At 65.7% G+C, this 17,992-nt stretch carries 12 protein-coding genes and 1 tRNA gene; 6 read left to right on the top strand and 7 right to left on the bottom strand.

The window, feature by feature from the left end:
• Nucleotides 1–343: 343 nt before the first annotated feature.
• Nucleotides 344–417, bottom strand: a tRNA-Cys gene (locus BMX36_RS09195).
• A gap of 145 nt (nucleotides 418–562) precedes the next feature.
• On the opposite strand from BMX36_RS09195, the gene BMX36_RS09190 reads away from it, so the two are divergent.
• The 4 genes from BMX36_RS09190 to BMX36_RS09175 all read left to right on the top strand — a co-directional run bounded on the left by BMX36_RS09190 (nucleotide 563) and on the right by BMX36_RS09175 (nucleotide 5,418).
• Entirely contained in the window at nucleotides 563–1,231 is a 669-nt protein-coding gene (locus BMX36_RS09190; RefSeq protein WP_066776464.1) for a protein-L-isoaspartate O-methyltransferase family protein, read from the top strand.
• Nucleotides 1,232–1,242: 11 nt separating this feature from the next.
• Nucleotides 1,243–2,751, top strand: coding sequence for a TolC family outer membrane protein (locus BMX36_RS09185; protein WP_066776466.1), 1,509 nt, complete (start codon nucleotides 1,243–1,245; stop codon nucleotides 2,749–2,751).
• A gap of 36 nt (nucleotides 2,752–2,787) precedes the next feature.
• Nucleotides 2,788–3,276, top strand: coding sequence for a DUF2497 domain-containing protein (locus BMX36_RS09180; RefSeq protein WP_177179072.1), 489 nt, complete (start codon nucleotides 2,788–2,790; stop codon nucleotides 3,274–3,276).
• A gap of 114 nt (nucleotides 3,277–3,390) precedes the next feature.
• Complete coding sequence (locus BMX36_RS09175) at nucleotides 3,391–5,418, top strand: S9 family peptidase (protein ID WP_093064627.1); 2,028 nt, start codon at nucleotides 3,391–3,393, stop codon at nucleotides 5,416–5,418.
• Nucleotides 5,419–5,461: 43 nt separating this feature from the next.
• Here the strand turns inward: BMX36_RS09175 and BMX36_RS09170 are convergent, their stop codons facing one another.
• On the bottom strand, nucleotides 5,462–6,094 hold the full coding sequence (locus BMX36_RS09170; protein ID WP_093064625.1) for a glutathione S-transferase family protein: 633 nt from the start codon (nucleotides 6,092–6,094) through the stop codon (nucleotides 5,462–5,464).
• Nucleotides 6,095–6,208: 114 nt separating this feature from the next.
• Here BMX36_RS09170 and BMX36_RS09165 point away from each other — a divergent pair, with 114 nt between their 5' ends.
• Nucleotides 6,209–8,986, top strand: coding sequence for a valine--tRNA ligase (locus BMX36_RS09165; protein ID WP_093064623.1), 2,778 nt, complete (start codon nucleotides 6,209–6,211; stop codon nucleotides 8,984–8,986).
• A gap of 155 nt (nucleotides 8,987–9,141) precedes the next feature.
• Here the strand turns inward: BMX36_RS09165 and BMX36_RS09160 are convergent, their stop codons facing one another.
• Together BMX36_RS09160 and BMX36_RS09155 are read right to left on the bottom strand one after the other, a co-directional pair.
• Nucleotides 9,142–10,989, bottom strand: a complete 1,848-nt coding sequence (locus BMX36_RS09160) for an acetyl/propionyl/methylcrotonyl-CoA carboxylase subunit alpha (protein WP_093064621.1) — start codon at nucleotides 10,987–10,989, stop codon at nucleotides 9,142–9,144.
• Nucleotides 10,990–11,119: 130 nt separating this feature from the next.
• Complete coding sequence (locus BMX36_RS09155; protein ID WP_093064619.1) at nucleotides 11,120–11,605, bottom strand: nuclear transport factor 2 family protein; 486 nt, start codon at nucleotides 11,603–11,605, stop codon at nucleotides 11,120–11,122.
• Between the two features lie 83 nt (nucleotides 11,606–11,688).
• On the opposite strand from BMX36_RS09155, the gene BMX36_RS09150 reads away from it, so the two are divergent.
• Nucleotides 11,689–12,120 carry an endonuclease domain-containing protein gene (locus BMX36_RS09150; protein WP_093064617.1) on the top strand — a complete coding sequence of 144 codons (432 nt, stop codon included), beginning with the start codon at nucleotides 11,689–11,691 and terminating at the stop codon, nucleotides 12,118–12,120.
• A gap of 20 nt (nucleotides 12,121–12,140) precedes the next feature.
• Here the strand turns inward: BMX36_RS09150 and BMX36_RS09145 are convergent, their stop codons facing one another.
• From BMX36_RS09145 to acnA, 3 genes are all read right to left on the bottom strand, one after another.
• On the bottom strand, nucleotides 12,141–13,742 hold the full coding sequence (locus BMX36_RS09145) for a carboxyl transferase domain-containing protein (protein ID WP_093065435.1): 1,602 nt from the start codon (nucleotides 13,740–13,742) through the stop codon (nucleotides 12,141–12,143).
• A gap of 154 nt (nucleotides 13,743–13,896) precedes the next feature.
• Nucleotides 13,897–15,054, bottom strand: coding sequence for an isovaleryl-CoA dehydrogenase (locus BMX36_RS09140; RefSeq protein ID WP_093064615.1), 1,158 nt, complete (start codon nucleotides 15,052–15,054; stop codon nucleotides 13,897–13,899).
• Nucleotides 15,055–15,154: 100 nt separating this feature from the next.
• A complete protein-coding gene (gene acnA / locus BMX36_RS09135) occupies nucleotides 15,155–17,842 on the bottom strand; it encodes an aconitate hydratase AcnA (protein ID WP_093064613.1) in 2,688 nt (895 codons plus the stop codon).
• Nucleotides 17,843–17,992 lie beyond the last annotated feature (150 nt).

Raw genomic sequence — 17,992 nt, 5'->3', positions numbered from 1 at the left:
GCGCGTTCGTCCGACGTTTTTCCATGCTCGGCGAACGATGGCGACCGACATGGCGAGTCGCCGCATACGCGCGCTCTGAGCCAACAGTGTGCGCTGGGGGCCGGTTGTGCCATCTCGTCGCATTTAAAAACTTCGCGGACGGGCGGAGTCGTCGCAGGCTGCACCATGTGCTTCGTCGCAAGGCACAAGCCCTCGCTCACGATATACGCTCCGCTGCCTTCGAGTCATCGCTGATGGTCGACGGCATCGACCGGTGGTTTTCCCACAGCGCGCCGCGGGCTAATTGCGCAACCTTCTCGTTTTGCGAAATTGAGCAGCCCTGGCGCGAAAAGCGACAAGAAGGTGGAGGCCCGACCGGGAATCGAACCCGGGTGCAAGGATTTGCAGTCCTCTGCGTCACCACTCCGCCATCGGGCCTCGATGGAAGTGAGGGCGGGCAGATGCGGCGACAGAGCGGGCGTGTCAAGTTTCTACGTTGGCGGCCGTGCCGGCGCGCGATAAAGCGCCACTCTGGATGACAAGTGTATTGCCACAATAAAACAGTCGTGCGACAGGTGAGAAGATGACGATGACGATGGAACGCCAACCGGATTTTGCCGCCATGCGCACAGCGATGGTGGCAAGCCAGCTTCGCACCAATGCGGTATCGGATGCGCGTGTCGTGGCGGCGATGGCCGTGGTCCCGCGTGAGCGGTTCGTGCCTGAGGAAAAGGCGCCTTTTGCCTATCGCGACGATCTGGTCGCACTTGGCGGCGGTCGATCGCTGAACCTGCCGATCGCCACCGGTCGCCTGCTGACCGAGGCGCGCTTGCTGCCGAGCGATCGCGTCCTGCTGATCGGTGCCGCCACGGGCTATACGGCTGCGGTCCTGGCGGAGCTGGTAGCCTCCGTTGTCGCGGTGGAAGTTGATCCGGCGCTCGTCACGCAGGCGCGCGCGGCGCTCGGCACGAGCGATCGGATCGCGATTGTCGAAGGCCCTCTGGAGGCCGGCCACCCCGAAGGCGCCCCCTATGACGTGATGATCATCGATGGCGCCGTGGAGCAGCTTCCCGAGCAACTGGTGGCGCAGGTGCGGACCGGCGGGCGGATCGTCGGTGGCCTGAACGACAATGGAGTGACCAGGCTGGCTACCGGGCGGAGAAGCGAAGGCGGCTTTGCCATGATCGACTTTGCCGATGTCAATTGCTGTCTGTTGCCCGGCTTCGCCAAACCGACACGCTTCACCTTCTGAAAAGAGCCGCAATGACCCGTGTCGCTTCTGCCGCCCTGATTCTTGCGCTGAGTGCATCGCCAGCCCACGCCGACACACTGCGAGAGGCGCTGGCGCGCGCCTATCGTGAAAACCCGACAATCACGGCAAGTCGGGCGCAGCAGCGTGCAGTGGACGAGAATGTACCGATCGCGCGGGCGGCCGGTCGACCGACCGTGTCCACCAACGCGGGGCTGAACGAAAACTACCTGCGCAGCGGCAATTCCTTCACCACGCCGGCTCGCGCGGCGCAGGCGCAGCTTGCGCTAAATGTACCCTTCTATTCGGGCGGCGCCGTTCGCAACTCCGTCCGCGCGGCAGAGACGCGGGTCGAAGCCGGCCAGTTCGGGCTGCGGGGCACGGAGGCGTCGCTGTTCTCCGAAGTGGTGGCAGCGTACAATGACGTGATCCGAGACGAGGCCATCGTCGGGCTGAACGCGCAGAACGTCCGCGTGCTGGAAACCAATCTTCAGGCGAGCCGCGATCGCTTTCAGGTGGGCGACCTGACCCGCACCGATGTCGCCCAGTCGGAAGCGCGGTTGAGCCTCGCTCGCGCGCAGTTGCAGCGGGTGCAAGCCACGCTGATCGCCAGCCGTGAGAACTACGTCCGGCTGGTCGGCGATGCGCCCGGCACGCTCGCGCCGCCGCCGGCGCTCCCGAATTTGCCGCAGACGGCAGATGGCGCCGTCGATGTGGCGATCCGTGACAATCCCACCCTGCTCGCGGCGCTGAAGCAGCGGGACGCGACCGCCTTTGACGTGCGCGTGGCGCGTGCGAGCCGCCTGCCGACCCTGGGGGTCGGGGCGACCGGAAATTACGTCAATTATCTGGGATCGCTCGGCAGCGGCACCGGGTTGGGCGTCGGGCAATCGGGCACCTCGGCTGGCATCGGGCTGAACGTCAGCCTGCCGATTTTCCAGGGCGGGCGTCCGGCGGCACTGGTGCGTCAGGCACAGGCGACGCGTGCGCAGGCGATCGAAAATGCGACCGCCGCGGAGCGTCAGGTGATCGCCTCGGCCCGGTCTGCGTTCGCTATCTGGCGCTCCTCGCTGGAGGTGATTGCTTCATCGGAGCAGGCGGTTGCCGCCAACCGGCTCAGCCTTGAAGGCGTTCGGGCGGAGAATAGCGTCGGCAATCGCACGATCCTTGATATCCTCAACGCCGAGCAGGAACTGTTGAACAGCCAGGTGACGCTCGTAACCGCGCGGCGCGACGCTTATGTCGCCGGCTTCGCGTTGCTGGCGGCGATGGGGCAGGCCGAAGCGCAGGACCTGGGGCTCGAGGGCGGCCCGTTGTATAACTCGGCGGAGAACTACAACGCTGTTCGCAACCGCTTCTCCGACTTCGGCGATGGCGAGACGCCAACCGCGATTTCGTCGTCCACCAGCGGCGTCGCGCCCCAGAATGCCACAGTTACGCGTCCGCTCGATCCCGCGCTCGACAGCAGCAAGGTTGACAGGAGCCCGGCATTGACCACAGGTGAAAACACACCAAACCGCTGATCGTCGGCGGCTTTCTGGATGGGGTGGACTGCGCGCATGGGGGATGTCAGCGCCGAGCCGTCGATGGAGGACATTCTCTCCTCCATCAAGCGCATCATCGCCGAGGAAGGTGATGACCGGCCAATTCGACAGCGTCGCGCGAACGCTGCCCGCCCTGCATTGCCCGCTGCACTTGAAGAGCGGGACGAGGATACGGCGCCCGAGGAAGTGCTCGAACTGAGCCATCCCATGCCACCGGTTCAGGCGCGGGCCGAAGCACCTGCCGAACCCGAGGCGGCAAAGCTGGACGCGGATGCCGCCGCGACCCTGCTGTCGGATCGAACCGCGCAGGCGACCCGTGGGGCCATCGATGCTCTTTCGCGACTGCTGGTAAAACCGGAGCCGCAGAGCGACGGAACGCTGGAAGGATTGGTCCGCGAGATGCTGCGACCGATGCTGCGCGAATGGCTGGACGCCAATCTGCCGAACATGGTGGAAACGATCGTCGCGCGCGAAATCGCGAAGCTGACTCGCGGCGCTTCCTGACGATAGGGGTGACGTTCGCCGGCGCACTGCCGCGTTGCACCCGACGTTCCGAGCGCAAGCTGGCGCCGACATGGCGATTGTCGCATCAGTAACGATCTGCTTTACCGCATTCCCATGAGGATGCCCTTTTCCGCGAGCCTGATCGCGCTCGCTGTCGTCTCGGCCCCGGCTGCCGCCCGCCCGCTGACCATCGAGGATGTTACGACGCTCAGCCGCGTCGGCGCGCCTGCCGTATCGGCGGATGGGCGTTGGATGGTGTGGGCGCAGCGCGAGACCGACATGGACGCCAATCGCGGCCGCTACGATCTTTGGCGGCTGGATCTGTCACGCAAGGGGGCGGTGCCGCAGCGCCTGCTGGCCGATCCCGCAGTGGACGAAAACGATCCGCAGATCGTCGGCAGCACCGTTTATTACACTGCGGGCGACGCCATCTGGTCCGTGCCCGTCACCGGCGGCACGCCGCGCAAGCTGACCAACTTCGCTGGCGGGTTCAACGGGTTCAAGGTGGCGCCCACCGGTGACAAGATCGTCATCTGGGCCGATCGTCGACCGGGCGCCTCCAGCCTTGAGCTGCCGATGGTGAAGAAGCGCGCCGATGCAGGTTCGGGCCGGGCGTATGACCGGCTGTTCGTTCGCCACTGGGACACCTGGGCTGATGGCACCCGATCGCAGCTCTTCGTCCTGCCGCTCGGCTCCTCAGGTGCGCCGGGTAATGGCCAGGCGATCGTCGGCACACTGGTCGGCGATACGCCTTCCAAGCCGTTCGGGGGCGCGGAGGAAGTGTCCTGGAGCCCGGACGGGAAGACCATCTACTTCGCCATGCGCGAAGCGGGCCGCATCGAGCCAACCTCGACCAACCTCGACATTTTCGCGGTTCCGGCGGATGGCAGCACCGCGCCGGTGAACCTCACCGCCGAGAACCAGGCGACCGATAACCAGCCGACTGTCTCGCCCGACGGTCGCACGCTAGCCTGGTTCGCCATGCGCCGTCCCGGCTATGAAGCGGATCGGCAGGTGCTGATGCTGCGGGATCTCGCGAGCGGCCGGGTGATCTCGCTGACAGAACGGTGGGACCGATCCGTAGGCTCAATCGCCTGGGCCGCAGATTCCAAGTCGGTCTATGTCACCGCCGACGACACGCAGGAAACGCCGCTGTTCCGCGTCGATGCGCAGACCGGCGAGGTGAAGCGGCTGACGCAGCAGGGCCATGTCGGCGCGGTGGCGGTGACGCCGACCGGGCCGGTCGTTGCACTGGATTCGCTGATCGCCCCGGCAGATTTCTTTCGTGTTGGCACGGGCACCGCGCCGCAGCGGCTGACCAGCGTCAACGCCGCCAAACTCGCCGGCATCGACATGCCGGTGGTGGAGCGGTTCAGCTTTACCGGCGCGAACAACGATACCGTCTGGGGCTATGCGGTGAAGCCGACCGGCAGCACCGGCAAGGTGCCGGTCGCCTATATGGTTCACGGCGGGCCGCAGGGTTCGAGCAACAACAGCTGGTCCTATCGCTGGAACCCGGCGGTGTTCGCGGGCGCCGGTTACGGCCTTGTCGCGGTCGATTTCCACGGATCGACGGGATATGGCCAGGCCTTCACCGATGCGATCCGCAACAATTGGGGTGGCTGGCCGCTGGAGGACCTGAAGAAGGGTCTGGCCGCTGCAACCGCGAAGTTCACCTGGCTCGATGGGGACAATGCCTGCGCGCTCGGCGCTTCCTATGGCGGCTATATGATGAACTGGATCGAAGGGCAGTGGCCCGATCGGTTCAAGTGCATCGTCCAGCACGACGGCGTCTTCGACGCGCGCGCCATGGCGTACGAAACCGAGGAACTCTGGTTCGACGAGTGGGAGCACGGCGGCAAGACCTATTACGAGGACCCGCAGGCCTTCGAGAAATGGAACCCGGTCAACCACGTCGCCAAGTGGAAGACGCCGCAACTCGTCATCACCGGCGAAAAGGATTTCCGTATCCCCTATACTCAGGGGCTGGCCGCCTTCACGGCGCTCCAGCGGCGCGACATTCCGTCGCGCCTCGTCGTGTTCCCGGACGAAAATCATTGGGTGCTGAAGCCGAAGAACTCGCGGCAATGGTACCGCGAGGTGATCGGCTGGATGGATCAGTGGACCCGACAGGCTCGCTGACGGATTTGCGTTGAGGCGCTGCCGCTGAGGCGCCGACCAGCGTTCAGGTGAGCGGCGCCGTGAAATCCGGCTCCGCCTTTGCCATGGCGCGCACATAGGCGGGTCGGGCGGCGATCCGCTGTAGATAGGCAAGGATGTTCGGATACCCCGATATGTCCCGCGGTGCGAACACGCGCCCCGTGGTGAGCGGAAAGTGCATCATGATATCCGCGGCGGAGAAGGATTGGCCCGCAAGATAGGGCACCGACCCCAGCCGCGCCTCGATCATGGCATAAGCGCGATCGCCTCGTGCCAGCAGTGGCCGGGCGCGGTCGCCGCCGCCAAGCAGACCAACCACCATCGACGTCATCAATGCCGGCATCATGGATGAGTTCGCGAAGTTGAACCAGAACAGGTAATCGGCGAAGTCGGGATCGCCCGCGCGCCGGGCGAGCGCTTCTCCGCCGCGTGTGGCGATCAGATATTCCACGATGGCGGCCGATTCGCCGAGCACGAACTTCTCGTCGGTAATGACCGGCGCAGTGCCGAACGGATGAAGGGCGCGATAGACCTCGGGTGCAAGCCGCGTCACCGGATCACGCTCGTAACGGCGCAGGTCATATTCGATGCCCAGTTCTTCGCAGAGCCAGACGATACGGTCGGATTGTGAGATTCCGAGATGATGAACCGTCAGCATCGCGCCTTCCTCTTTTTTTTCTGCCGGACAGCGTAATGCACGCTTCCCAAACTAGCCACGTTCGACGTTGCTCAGTGGCTTTGCAGCTTCGGGCTGGCTGAGTAGAGCCGTGCCATGAGCGAACTGCCGAAAACCTTTGACCCCGCCGCAATCGAATCCCGCTGGTACAGCCATTGGGAGGAGAACGGCTCGTTCCGCCCTGAGCGCCCGCATGCGGAGCCGTGGACGATCGTCAATCCGCCACCCAACGTCACCGGCTCGCTCCACATCGGCCATGCGCTGGATAATACGCTCCAGGACATCCTGACGCGCCACGCGCGACTGAAGGGCAAGGACGCGCTCTGGGTCGTCGGCACCGATCATGCCGGCATCGCAACCCAGATGGTGGTCGAGCGGCAAATGGCGCTCAAGCAGCAAAAGCGCACCGACTTCAGTCGCGAGGAATTTGTGGCCAAGGTGTGGGAGTGGAAGGCGGAAAGCGGTGGTCAGATCACCGGGCAGTTGCGCCGCCTTGGCTGCTCCATGGATTGGGCCAACGAGCGCTTCACGATGGACGAGGGCTTCTCGAAGGCCGTGCTCAAGGTCTTCGTCGAGCTTCACCGCCAGGGCTTGCTCTATCGCGACAAGCGGCTGGTGAACTGGGATCCAGGCCTCGGCACTGCCATCAGCGACCTTGAGGTCGAGACGCGCGAGGTGAAGGGCAGCTTCTGGCAGATCCGCTACCCGCTCGCCGATGGGTCGGGCACGATCACCGTCGCCACGACGCGTCCTGAGACGATGCTCGCCGACATGGCTGTTGCGGTTCATCCCGAGGACGAGCGCTACAAGGACATGATCGGCAAGCAGATCCGCCTGCCGATCACCGGCCGCCCGATCCCGGTGATTGCCGACGAACATGCCGATCCGTCGCTCGGCACCGGCGCGGTGAAGATCACGCCGGGGCACGACTTCAACGATTTCGAGGTGGGCAAGCGCGCCGGCATGAAGGCGGGCGAGATGCTCAACATGCTCGATGCCAAGGCGAATGTCACGCAGACCGCGGACGGCCTGATCCCGGCGGAGTTCCTGGGGCTGTCCAGCGCCGACGCGCGCAAGGCGGTCGTCGCCCGGCTGAAGGCCGACGGCGTGCTCGTGCCCCACGTCGACAAGGAAGGCGTGGAGCATGATGCAGAGCCGCGCACGATCCAGACGCCGTACGGCGATCGCTCCGGCGTCGTTATCGAGCCGTGGCTGACCGACCAATGGTATGTCGATGCCAAGACGCTGGCGCAGCCGGCGATCGAGGCGGTGCAGTCCGGCGCGATCCGGCTGGTGCCCAAGACGTGGGAAAAGACCTTCTTCAACTGGATGGAGAACATTCAGCCGTGGTGCGTCAGCCGCCAATTGTGGTGGGGCCACCAGATCCCGGCGTGGTTTGGGCCAAGGAAGGAAAGTGACGGATCGCTTACCTACGATCTTGCCTCCGGCAACTTCGAAGCGTTCGTCGCTGAGACGGAAGAGGCCGCTCTGCGCCTTGCAAATCACTATTATGGTGAAACTCGAGAAGTTGCGGTCTTTCCGGACGTCATCGCTGGCGTGAATGCAACAGCGATGGAAGGTAACGCTCGTCTTGTTGCACTCTGGCGCGATCCCGACGTGCTCGACACCTGGTTCTCCTCTGCCCTTTGGCCGTTCGCGACGATGGGCTGGCCGGACAACACCGATCCGACGCTCGGCGGCCGCTACCCCAATGACGTGCTGATCTCGGGCTTCGACATCCTGTTCTTCTGGGATGCCCGCATGATGATGCAGGGCATGCATTTCATGAAGGACGTGCCCTTCCGCACGCTATACCTGCACGGCCTGGTCCGCGCGGCGGACGGCGCGAAGATGTCCAAGTCCAAGGGCAATACCGTCGATCCGCTCGGCCTGATCGACAAATATGGCGCCGATGCTTTGCGCTTCTTCATGGCGGCGATGGAAAGCCAGGGCCGCGACATCAAGATGGATGAGAAGCGCGTCGAGGGGTACCGCAACTTCGCGACCAAGCTGTGGAACGCGAGCCGCTTCTGCCAGTCGAACGGGATCGGCGGATCGACCACATTGGAGCCGCCGGCCGCCACTCATCCGGTCAACAAGTGGATCGTCGGCGAGACTATCAAGGCGATCCAGTCGGTCGACCTGGCGCTCGGCGAGTATCGCTTCGATGCCGCGGCGAATGCGATCTACCAGTTCGTCTGGAGCCAGTTCTGCGACTGGTATCTCGAACTCATCAAGGGCTCGATCGACGAGGAGACGAAGGCGGTCGCGGCTTGGGTGCTCGACCAGATCCTGGTCGTGCTGCACCCGTTCATGCCGTTCATCACCGAGGAACTGTGGCACGCGCTCGCGCCGCGCGAGCACGACCTGATCGTCGCGCAATGGCCCATGGCGGACGCGCGCGCGATCGATCCGGCGGCCGGGCAGGAGATCGACTGGTTGATCCGGCTGGTGAGCGAGGTGCGCTCCAGCCGTACGGACCTGAACGTGCCCCCAGGCGCGCGCCTGCCTTATGCGGTGGCGGACGCCAAAGAAGAGACGCAGGCGCGCCTGACGCGCAACGCAGCCACGATCGCCCGCCTCGCGCGGATTGATCCAGGCGAGGTCTCGGGCGGCACCGCGCAGGTGGTGGTGGACGAAGCCACCTTCCGCATCGCGCTGGGCGACGTGATCGATCTTGCCGCCGAACGCACCCGCCTCGCCAAAGCGATTGCGGCGGCGGAGAAGGACCGTGACGGGCTGGCCGGGCGCCTCAACAATTCGAGCTTCGTCGAACGCGCGAAGCCCGAGGCAGTGGAAAAGGCGCGTGCCGACCATGCCGAGAAGGCGGCGGAAGCGGAGCGGCTGACAGCGGCGCTCTCGCGGCTGGGATAATACCCGTCATGCCGGGCTTGTCCCGGCATCCACCTGGCCGCAAACCTAGACGTCGAGGCTTGCGGAGCCCTGGCCCCCGGCACAAGGCCGGGGTGACGAAGCGGGTGTGGCGTTGCCGCGATTTCTGCCGCCTTTGCAGTAGGTCGGGTCGAAGGTCAGCCCTCCTGCCGCTCCACCTTCACGAGCAATGTGCCTTCGGTCACCTGTCCGCCGGTCTCGGCGTTCAGCTCCGCCACTGTGCCGTCGAACGGGGCGACGAGGCTGTGCTCCATCTTCATTGCCTCGAGCGTAACCAGCTTCTGGCCCTTCACCACCGCCGCGCCGGTCGCGACCTCGACCGCGATGATGCGGCCGGGCATGGGCGAGAGGATCGCGCCGTCCGCGGCTGCGCCGCCGGTGGCGCCGGTCGCGCGGAAGGGCGCGAGCTCCCACGTCTGGCCGCCTTCGGTGATGAGCACGCTGTCGAGCGGTTCCGGCACTTCCACGTCGGGAGCGTCGGTGAAGTCGATTGAGATCGGTTCGCCGGCAAGGAGAAAGCGGCCTTCGCGACGCGCGGGTGCGTTGAGGCGAAAGCCTGCCATCGGCAGGTCCGGCGAAAGCGCGGCGGCGGCCTCGATCAGCGCTTCCTCGCTTGGCAGCGCGCTCGGCATCAGCGCATCGCCCTCGCGCGCGATCAGGCCGGTATCGACGTTGCCGGCCGCGAAATCGGGATGATCGAGCGCCTCGACCAGGAAGCCGGCATTGGTGCGCACCGGCCAGATCACCGCCTCATCGAGCGCATCGGCGAGCAGCTCGCGCGCCTCGTCCCGCGTCTCGCCATGCGCGATCAGCTTGGCGATCATCGGATCGTAGAAGGGGCTGATCTCCGCGCCCTGCTCGACGCCGGTGTCGACGCGCACCGCATCCCCGAGGTCGAGCGCATCGAGCCGCCCGATCGAGGGGAGGAAGCCCTTCACCGGATCCTCGGCATAGAGCCGCGCTTCCATCGCCCAGCCGGTGATGGATAACTCGTCCTGCCGGCGCGGCAGCGGCTCTCCGCTGGCGACGCGCAGCTGCCATTCGACCAGATCCTGACCGGTGATCGCCTCGGTAACCGGATGCTCGACCTGGAGGCGAGTGTTCATTTCCATGAACCAGATGCGGTCGGCGCGGAGGCCCTCGGAGGCGTCGGCGATGAACTCGATCGTGCCCGCGCCGACATAATCCACCGCCTGCGCCGCCTTCACTGCCGCGGCGCAGACCGCCTGACGCGTGGCCGCGTCCATGCCCGGGGCTGGGGCCTCCTCGATCACCTTCTGGTGGCGGCGCTGAAGCGAACAATCACGTTCGAACAGGTGAACGACATTGCCGTGGCTGTCGCCGAACACCTGCACTTCGATATGGCGGGGCGAGAGGATGTATTTTTCGATCAGCACGCGATCGTCGCCGAAGCTGGATGCTGCCTCGCGCCGGCAGGAGGCAAGCGCGTCGGCGAAGTCCTCCGATGCATCGACGCGGCGCATGCCCTTGCCGCCGCCGCCGGCGACTGCCTTGATCAGCACCGGATAGCCGATTGCATCCGCCTCTCGATGCAGACGTTCGGGAGTTTGGTCGTCGCCGAGATAGCCTGGCGTCGTCGGGACGCCGGCTTCCTGCATCAGCTTCTTGGCGGCATCCTTCAGCCCCATGGCGCGGATGCTGGCGGGGCGCGGGCCAACCCAGACGAGGCCAGCGTCAATCACGCTCTGCGCGAAATCGGCATTCTCGCTGAGAAAGCCATAGCCGGGGTGGATCGCCTCAACGCCGGTATCCTGCGCGGCAGCAATGATGCGGGCGCCCACGAGGTATGATTCGCGCGCGGGCGAGGGGCCGATGTGCACCGCCTCATCCGCTTCGCGCACGTGCAACGCCTCGGCGTCCGCATCGGAAAAGACCGCGATGGTCCGTACGCCGAGCGCGCGGGCGGTGCGGATGATGCGGCAAGCGATTTCACCGCGATTGGCGATCAGGAGCGAGCCGATCATGCCGCGTCACCGCAGGTATTTAGGAAGTCGAGGCTCTGACGCGTGTTTCTCCATAGCGGGTCAACATGTCGTGCGGGGGCAGTGATCATGGGTTCGGAAATACCTGTAGGCGTGGACGGCGGGACAGCAATCATTGGGCGCAGCCGGTGGTGCGCTGCGTCCAGGTAATGTTGTTGATCCGCCAGCGGCCGCCGTCCCGGACCAGATCGACATTGTTCGTACCGCAATGGCTGGGCTTGCCGTCGACGGTGAAGGTGTAGCCGCCCCAGACCATCGCGATGTTCCCGTCGATCTCAATCGCGGGCATGCCGGTGAAAGCCTCGGCGAGCTTCGGGCCGGGCTTGCCGAGCCGGTTGGCGAACGCGGGCCAGTCGCTGGTAGTGACAGTGGTGCTGCCGTCCGGCTTTTCGACCACCGCGGTAGCGCGGCCGTCCGGGCGAACCTCGGCGAGGATGGCGGTGGAATCGTTCGCGGCGAGCGCGTCGAACATCCGCTGCACGGGGGCGATCACCTGGCCTTCTTCTGAAGCGGGCGGCGGGAGCGCGGTGCCCTTGGGCAGCGGCGCGACCGGGGTGGTCTGGAGGACGAGGAGGAAGGGGAGGAGGAGAGGCGTCATGGGGCTTGCTTTCAATTCCTCCCCGAGCTTGTCTCGGGGAGGGGGGCCGCCCCGCGCAGCGGGGTGGTGGAGGGGCAGACACAATGCTTCGCGACGATGCGCCGACGGCTTTTCACGGGGTCACGCGGCGGGCGCGTCGACTGCGACGCGAGATGACCTTGCCCGAGGTGATGCTGTGGCAGGTGTTGCGGGGACGGCCCAGCGGGTTGAAGTTTCGGCGGCAGCATCCGAGCGGGGATTACGTTCTCGATTACTTCTGCAGCGATGCGCGGTTGGCGATCGAGGTGGATGGCGAGGGGCATGGGCGCGGGAGGCAGCCTGTGGTCGATGCGCGGCGTGACAGCTGGTTTGAGGCGCGTGGGATTGTGACGCTGCGCGTATCCGCTCGCGATGTGCTGGGGGATCTGGATGCTGTCGTGACGGGGGTGGTTCAAGCTTGCGTTGCGCGTCTGCCCCTCCACCACCCCGCTACGCGGGGCGGTCCCCCTCCCCGAGCGAAGCTCGGGGAGGAATGAATGCGCATCCGTCGTGGCCATCACATCCGGAACACGCCGAATTGCGGGCGTTCTCGGATGGGGGCGTTGAGGCACGCCGCGAGCGCGAGGCCCAGCACGTCGCGGGTCTGCGCGGGGTCGATCACGCCGTCGTCCCACAGGCGGGCGGTGGCGTAATAGGGGTTGCCCTCGTCCTCGTATTTCTGGCGAATCGGGGTCTTGAAGGCGTCCGCCTCTTCCGGCGTCCAGCTGGCCGCGTCGCGGTGGACCGTGGCCAGCACGCTGGCGGCCTGTTCGCCGCCCATTACGGAAATCCGCGAATTGGGCCAGGTGAACAGGAAGCGCGGCGAATACGCCCGGCCGCACATCCCGTAATTCCCCGCGCCGAAGCTGCCGCCGATCAGCACGGTGATCTTGGGCACGCTTGCCGTCGCCACGGCGGTGACGAGTTTCGCGCCGTGCTTGGCAATCCCTTCCGCCTCGTACTTCCCGCCGACCATGAAGCCGGAGATGTTCTGGAGGAACAGCAGCGGCACGCGGCGCTGGCAGGCGAGCTCGATGAAATGCGCGCCCTTCACCGCGCTCTCGCTGAACAGCACGCCGTTGTTGGCGAGGATCGCGACCGGCTGCCCATGGATATGCGCGAAGCCGCAGACGAGGCTGCTGCCATAGAGCGCCTTGAACTCGTGGAATTCGCTGCCGTCGACCAGCCGCGCGATCACCTCGTGCACGTCATAGGGCGCGCGCACATCCTGCGGCACGATGCCGTACAGGTCCTCTGCGGCATATTTCGGCGCTTTCGATGGACGCAGGTTCACGTCCGCCTCGCGCTCTGGCGGCAAAGTGGCGATGATGTCGCGCACGATGGTGAGTGCGTGCTCGTCATTCTCGGCGAGGTGATCGACCACGCCCGATTTGCGCGCGTGGAGGTCGCCGCCGCCGAGATTCTCCGCGCTGATCACCTCGCCCGTCGCGGCCTGCACCAAGGGCGGACCGGCGAGGAAGATCGTGCCCTGTTCGCGGACGATCACCGTCTCGTCGGACATGGCGGGCACGTACGCACCGCCCGCGGTGCAGCTGCCCATCACGCAGGCGATCTGCGGGATGCCCTTGGCCGACATGTTCGCCTGGTTGAAGAAGATGCGGCCGAAATGCTCGCGATCGGGGAACACCTCGGCCTGATGCGGCAGGTTCGCGCCCCCGCTGTCGACGAGATAGATGCAGGGGAGGCGGTTCGCCTCGGCGATTTCCTGCGCGCGCAGGTGCTTCTTGACGGTGAGCGGGTAGTAAGTGCCGCCCTTCACCGTCGCGTCGTTGCAGACGATCATGCACTGGCGGCCGGAGACGCGGCCGATCGCGGTGATGAGGCCCGCGCCGGGGATGTCCTCGCCATAAACGTCGTGGGCGGCGAGCTGGCCGATTTCGAGCAGCGGCGAGCCGGGGTCGAGCAGGCGCTCGACGCGGTCGCGGGGGAGGAGCTTGCCGCGCGCGGTGTGGCGCTCGCGGGACTTGGCGTTGCCGCCCAGCGCGGCGTGGGCGACGTCGGCGCGGAGTTGCTCGGCGAGGGCGCGGTTGTGGGCGGCGTTGGCCTGGAAGGTTGCGTCTGCGGGGGAGAGGGCGGTGGTGAGGACGGGGCCGGTCATCATTCCTCCCCCAGCTTGCTGGGGGAGGGGGACCATCCGCGAAGCGGATGGTGGAGGGGCAGATACGGAGCGGTCGTGACTGCCCCTCCACCACCGGCCTGCGGCCGGCGGTCCCCCTCCCCGAGCGAAGCTCGGGGAAAATTTAGAAACGCCCTCACGACACCGCTCCGATCAGTTCGCGGCCGATCAGCATGCGGCGGATCTCGTTCGTGCCGGCGCCGATATCCAGCAGCTTCGCGTCACGCAGGAAACGTTCGACCGGCCAGTCCTTGGTGTAGCCGGCGCCCCCCAGGGCCTGCACCGCCTCGCCCGCGACCTTGAAGGCGTTTTCGCTCGCCAGCAGGATCGCGCCAGCGGCGTCGAAGCGCGTCGTCTGACCGGCGTCGCAGGCGCGCGCGACGGCATAGACGTACGCGCGCGCGCTGTTCAGCGCGACGTACATGTCGGCGACCTTCGCCTGCATCAGCTGGAACGCGCCGATCGGCTGGCCGAACTGCTTGCGCTCGCGCAGGTACGGCAGCACCACGTCGAGGCAGGCCTGCATAACGCCGAGCTGAATGCCCGCGAGCACCGTGCGCTCGTAATCGAGGCCGCTCATCAGCACGCCGACGCCGCCGTTGAGCGGCCCCATGACGTTTTCGTCCGGCACTTCGCAATTGTCGAAGACGAGCTCCGCGGTGGGGGAGCCGCGCATGCCCATCTTGTCGATCTTCTGGCCGATCGAGAAGCCGGGCATGTCCTTGTCGATGAGGAAGGTGGTGATGCCGCGGCTACCCTCGCCGGTCTTGGCATAGACGACCAGCGTATCCGCATAAGCGGCGTTGGTAATCCAGAATTTGGTGCCGTTGAGGACATAGCCCGCGTCGGTCTTTTCCGCCTTCAGCTTCATCGAGACGACATCGCTGCCCGCGCCCGCCTCCGACATGGCGAGGCTGCCGACATGTTCGCCGCTGATCAGCTTGGGGAGGTATTTGGCCTTCTGCTCGGGCGAGGCCCAACGGCGGATCTGGTTGACGCACAGGTTGGAGTGCGCGCCGTAGCTGAGGCCGATCGAGGCCGACGCGCGGCTCACTTCCTCGCAGGCGATGACATGTTCGAGATAGCCGAGGCCGAGGCCGCCATGTTCCTCCTCGACGGTGATGCCGTGGAGGCCGAGTTCGCCCATTGCGGGCCAGAGCTCGTCGCGCGGGAACCAGTCGTCGGTGTCGATCTTCGCGGCGAGCGGAGCGATCTTTTCGTCGGCGAAGCGGCGCGTCGTGTCGCGGATCATTTCCGCGTTTTCACCGAGCGCGAAATCGAGTGTGGCCTGCATCGAAACTCCTCTTGCCCCCGACATAAACGGGGGCAAGAGGTAACGAAAGAAACAATTCCCCCTTACCGCTCAAGCCTCGCGGCAAAGGGGATGAGGCGGCTCAGGCAGCCGCCAGGTTGCGCAGCACGTACTGCAGGATGCCGCCGTTCAGGAAATATTCCAGCTCGTTGACGGTGTCGATCCGGCAGAGCGTCTCGAACGTCTCGGTGCTGCCATCAGCGCGAGCGAGCGTGACGGTCACGGTCTGGCGCGGGCGCAGGCCAGCGACATTGTGGATCGTGAAGGTTTCGTCGCCGGTCAGGCCCAGCGTCTCGCGGGTCACGCCTTCGACGAACTGGAGCGGCAGAACGCCCATGCCGACGAGATTCGAGCGGTGGATACGCTCGAAGCTTTCCGCGATCACCGCACGCACGCCGAGCAGGTTGGTGCCCTTGGCCGCCCAGTCACGCGAGGAGCCAGTGCCATATTCCTTGCCGGCGACGACGACCATCGGCGTGCCATCCGCCTTGTGGCGCATCGCAACGTCGTAGATCGGCATCACTTCCGCGCCATAGCGGCTCATGCCGCCTTCGATCCCCGGCACCATCTCGTTCTTGATGCGGATGTTGGCGAAGGTGCCGCGGACCATGACATTGTCGTTGCCGCGGCGCGAGCCGTAGCTGTTGAAGTCCGCCTTGGCGACCTGACGCTCCATCAGCCACGTGCCCGCCGGGCTGTCGGCCTTGATCGAGCCGGCCGGCGAGATGTGGTCGGTGGTGATCGAATCGCCGAGGATCGCCAGCGGCTTCGCCTCGATGATGTCGGTAACCGGCGCCGGGGTCATCTCCATGCCCTCGAAATAGGGCGGGTTCGCGATGTAGGTGGACGATGCCGGCCAGCTGTAGGTGTCGGAACCCGTCACCTCGATCGCGCGCCACTTGGCATCACCGGCATAGACGTTGCCGTAGCGGCTCTGGAACATGCCGGCATCGATGTTCGCGGTCATCAGGTCCGACACTTCCTGGTTCGAAGGCCAGATGTCCTTGAGGTACACCGGACCGTTCGTTCCTTCGCCGATCGGCGTCTGGTTCATGTCGGTGGTGACGCTGCCCTTCAGCGCATAAGCGACGACCAGCGGCGGCGAGGCGAGGAAGTTCGCGCGCGCATCCGGTGACACGCGGCCTTCGAAGTTGCGGTTCCCGGACAGGACCGATGCGACGACCAGGTCATTGTCGTTGATCGCGCTGCTGATCGGGCCGGGAAGGGGCCCCGAGTTGCCAATGCAGGTCATGCAGCCATAGCCAGTGAGGTTGAACCCCATGGCATCGAAATCGTCCTGCAGCCCGGCCTTCTCGAGATAGTCGGTGACGACCTGCGAACCCGGCGACAGCGAGGTCTTGACCCAGGGCTTGGGCTTCAGGCCAAGCGCGCGTGCCTTGCGGGCGACGAGGCCGGCGGCGACCAGCACGGAGGGATTGGACGTGTTGGTGCAGCTGGTGATGGCGGCGATCACGACGTCGCCGTCACCGATGTCATGGCCACGGTCGGCCACGTCGACGCGCTTCGGCTCGGCCTTGTCATAGACCTTGACGAGATCGCCGTTGAACACGTCGTCCACGCTATCCAGCGCCACCTTGTCCTGCGGACGCTTCGGGCCGGCGAGCGACGGAACGACCGAGCTCATGTCGAGCTCCAGCGTGTCGGTGAACACCGGATCCGGCGTATTTGCGTCGCGCCAGAAGCCATTGGCCTTGGCATAAGCCTCGACCAGCGCGATCGTCTCGGCCGGGCGGGCGGTCAGCGTCATGTAATCGATCGTCTTGGTGTCGATCGGGAAGAAGCCGCAGGTGGCGCCATATTCCGGCGCCATGTTGGCGATCGTCGCGCGATCGGCCAGCGTCATCTGGTCAAGGCCCGGGCCGTAGAATTCGACAAAGCGTCCGACCACGCCCTTGGCGCGCAGCATCTGCGTGACGGTGAGCACGAGATCGGTCGCCGTGATGCCCTCGCGCAACGCGCCGGTCAGCTTGAAGCCGACCACTTCGGGGATCAGCATCGACACCGGCTGGCCGAGCATCGCGGCCTCGGCCTCGATCCCGCCGACGCCCCAGCCGAGCACGCCCAGGCCGTTGACCATCGTGGTATGGCTATCGGTGCCGACGCAGGTGTCCGGGTAAGCGATGGCGGTGCCGCCCGAAGCGTTCTCGCCCGACTCGGTCGAGGTCCAGACGGCCTGCGCGACATATTCAAGGTTCACCTGGTGGCAGATGCCGGTGCCCGGCGGCACGACCTTGAAATTGTCGAGCGCCTTCGAACCCCATTTCAGGAACTCGTAGCGCTCCGAATTGCGCTGATACTCGAGATCGACGTTATCTTCGAACGCCTTGGGCGTGCCGAATTCGTCGACCATCACCGAGTGGTCGATGACGAGGTGGACGGGCACCTGCGGGTTGATCTTGGCCGCGTCGCCGCCAAGCTTGGTGATCGCGTCGCGCATTGCGGCGAGGTCGACCACGCAGGGCACGCCGGTGAAGTCCTGCATCAGCACGCGCGCCGGGCGGTACTGGATCTCGCGGTCCGAACGGCGCTCCTTCTGCCAGTCGATCACCGCCTGCACGTCTGCCGCGGTGACGGTCTTGCCGTCCTCGAAACGCAGCATATTCTCCAGCAGCACCTTCATGGAGAAGGGCAGGCGCGAGATATCGCCGTACTTTTCGGCGGCAACCTCAAGCGCATAATAGTCATAGGACTTGCCGCCGGCTTGCAGCGTGCGGCGGGCCTTCAACGTATCGTGGCCGATGGCGGTCATGCGGGTCCTTTCCCCATAGATGCGGCCCGGCTCGGGCGCGGCGGGGAAGCGGGGGTGACAAAACCCTCGCGCGGGCGCGCCCGGACGGGCGATGTGAAGCGTTGGCGGCGGCGATAGCAGCGGTCGGGGGGCGGGGGAAGGTGTCAAACC

Origin of the sequence: Sphingomonas sp. OV641 (assembly GCF_900109205.1) — a bacterium.
Lineage (GTDB): Bacteria > Pseudomonadota > Alphaproteobacteria > Sphingomonadales > Sphingomonadaceae > Sphingomonas.
This window is presented reverse-complemented; position numbering and strand designations above follow the sequence as displayed.

Bases quoted from the DNA above. Each gene is read 5' to 3' on its own strand.
- BMX36_RS09190 (WP_066776464.1), top strand. From the start codon at position 563: ATGACGATGACGATGGAACGCCAACCGGATTTTGCCGCCATGCGCACA.
- BMX36_RS09185 (WP_066776466.1), top strand. From the start codon at position 1,243: ATGACCCGTGTCGCTTCTGCCGCCCTGATTCTTGCGCTGAGTGCATCG.
- BMX36_RS09180 (WP_177179072.1), top strand. From the start codon at position 2,788: ATGGGGGATGTCAGCGCCGAGCCGTCGATGGAGGACATTCTCTCCTCC.
- BMX36_RS09175 (WP_093064627.1), top strand. From the start codon at position 3,391: ATGAGGATGCCCTTTTCCGCGAGCCTGATCGCGCTCGCTGTCGTCTCG.
- BMX36_RS09170 (WP_093064625.1), bottom strand. From the start codon at position 6,094: ATGCTGACGGTTCATCATCTCGGAATCTCACAATCCGACCGTATCGTC.
- BMX36_RS09165 (WP_093064623.1), top strand. From the start codon at position 6,209: ATGAGCGAACTGCCGAAAACCTTTGACCCCGCCGCAATCGAATCCCGC.
- BMX36_RS09160 (WP_093064621.1), bottom strand. From the start codon at position 10,989: ATGATCGGCTCGCTCCTGATCGCCAATCGCGGTGAAATCGCTTGCCGC.
- BMX36_RS09155 (WP_093064619.1), bottom strand. From the start codon at position 11,605: ATGACGCCTCTCCTCCTCCCCTTCCTCCTCGTCCTCCAGACCACCCCG.
- BMX36_RS09150 (WP_093064617.1), top strand. From the start codon at position 11,689: ATGCTTCGCGACGATGCGCCGACGGCTTTTCACGGGGTCACGCGGCGG.
- BMX36_RS09145 (WP_093065435.1), bottom strand. From the start codon at position 13,742: ATGACCGGCCCCGTCCTCACCACCGCCCTCTCCCCCGCAGACGCAACC.
- BMX36_RS09140 (WP_093064615.1), bottom strand. From the start codon at position 15,054: ATGCAGGCCACACTCGATTTCGCGCTCGGTGAAAACGCGGAAATGATC.
- acnA (WP_093064613.1), bottom strand. From the start codon at position 17,842: ATGACCGCCATCGGCCACGATACGTTGAAGGCCCGCCGCACGCTGCAA.